This window comes from Phocaeicola sp. ICN-14070 (assembly GCF_037892625.1).
GTDB lineage: Bacteria > Bacteroidota > Bacteroidia > Bacteroidales > Bacteroidaceae > Phocaeicola > Phocaeicola plebeius.
Genome location: NZ_JBBKBF010000156.1, coordinates 1 through 1,226 on the forward strand (window position 1 = coordinate 1; position 1,226 = coordinate 1,226).

The 1,226-nt window shown below is 40.9% G+C and carries 1 protein-coding gene and 1 pseudogene; both read left to right on the forward strand.

Features of this window, described 5'->3' with window-relative positions; genetic code table 11:
- The coding region (locus tag WKT20_RS18025) for an rRNA adenine N-6-methyltransferase family protein (protein WP_340417864.1) at positions 1 to 184 on the forward strand (184 nt) is incomplete at its 5' end.
- 745 nt (positions 185 to 929) lie between these two features.
- A pseudogene (locus tag WKT20_RS18030) lies at positions 930 to 1,226 on the forward strand (group II intron reverse transcriptase/maturase); the annotation flags it as partial.

Genomic DNA, 1,226 nt, shown 5'->3' on the forward strand with positions numbered 1-1,226 from the left:
GAAACCTGATTTATCTGTAAAAACAGCTTTAAAGTCGATTTTCAGGAAAAGTCAGGTCAGGTCAATTTCGGAAAAATTCGGTTTAAACCTTAATGCTCAAATTGTTTGTTTGTCTCCAAGTCAATGGGTAAACTGTTTTTTGGAAATGCTGGAAGTTGTCCCTGAAAAATTTCATCCTTCGTAGTTCAAAGTCGGGTGGTTGTCAAGATGATTTTTCTGGTTTGGTGTCGTCTTTTAAGCTGCCGCATAACGAAAAATGGTAGCCGTAGTTGCCGGATTTACAGCACTTTCGTATCAATTTAGCACTTCGGTTCGTTAAAAGCACCAAAGTATCAAGTTGGCACGAAAGCCGGCAATTATCGGCTACCATATGTGTGTGCCCTGCATATGCAGGACACACCCCGAAAGCTTTTCAAATAGTTCAAAAATACAAATTTAGTTTTACGAACCAAGTTTTCGGGGTGTTATTTTTCCAGAGGGTGCAAGTCCCTTACGAGCGGATTGAAACCCCGAATCGTTAGCAAGCTGCAAGGTGGTTTATCGTGAGGTATGCACTGAAGGAAGCAGAACTGCAAAAGTCTGTACCGACGAACAGAAAGTACATAAGAGGCATAACAATAAGGATGAGTATCCACAGCAATACGAAGTCCAAAACAGTGTTCTGAACATGCTATTAAATCAGATTATTGTTATGTAGATGTACCGGCGATAGACGGAAGGAAAAAGCATTTACCAGGGGAGGTCTTGGCGATTACGAGTTAATCAATCCAAGAAGTCAGCAGAGGTCATAGTACTTGAGGGCAAACGAGGTGCGAATAGATACCGCATAGGTCTCACAAACAAGGAAGGACTGAACGTAAAGAGGTTTTCAATAGGTAACGGAACACATAGTAGCCCTACTTAACGAAAACAGGTTAAAAACAACTAAAATGATAACAAGAGTAGTACATCCGTTTAATCTTCAAAGAGCATTGGAACACGTGATTGCCAATAAAGGTAGTGCGGGTGTTGATGGTGTTTCTATAAGAGAGCTCCGCAAGGTGTTTTCTGAAAAGAAACTACAACTGATTGAAGCAATCAAACAAGGCAACTATCAAGTACAACCCATTTTAGGTATTGAAATTCCGAAAGGAAATGGGAAAACTCGATTATTGGGTGTTCCCACCACTACAGAACGTGTGTTGCAACAAGCCTTAGCACAAACTATTGCACCACTTTTTGAGCCC